A 468-nucleotide genomic window follows, 5' to 3' on the forward strand; every position below is an offset into this window, starting at 1 on the left:
GTAGGCGGGGTCGGTGAGGACGGCTTGGTGGAAACCGATGACGGTGGGCATGCCGTCGACGGTGAACTCGGCCAGGGCGCGGCGGGAGCGTTCGATGGCTTGGGTGCGGTCGCGGCCGGTGATGATGAGCTTGGCGATGAGGGAGTCGAAGGCGCCGGGGATGGTCTCGCCCTGCTCGTAGCCGCCGTCGACGCGGACGCCGGGGCCGTGTGGGGGTGCCCATTGGGTCAGGGTGCCGGGGGCGGGCATGAAGTTGCGGCCGGCGTCTTCGGCGTTGATGCGGTATTCGATGGCGTGGCCGCGGATCTCGGGGTCGTCATAGCCCAGGGGCTCGCCGGCGGCGATGCGGAACATCTCGCGGACCAGGTCGATGCCGGTGACCTCTTCGGAGACGCAGTGTTCGACTTGGAGGCGGGTGTTGACCTCGAGGAAGGAGATGGTGCCGTCCTTGGCGACCAGGAACTCACA

General features: G+C 68.4%; 1 protein-coding gene. It reads right to left on the reverse strand.

Features of this window, described 5'->3' with window-relative positions; translation table 11 throughout:
• Positions 1-468, reverse strand: a 468-nt coding sequence (locus ACYQ1K_RS27945) for an ATP-binding protein (RefSeq protein ID WP_459986898.1), incomplete at both ends; no start/stop codon positions are given.

This window comes from Nocardioides sp. AN3, assembly GCF_054653495.1.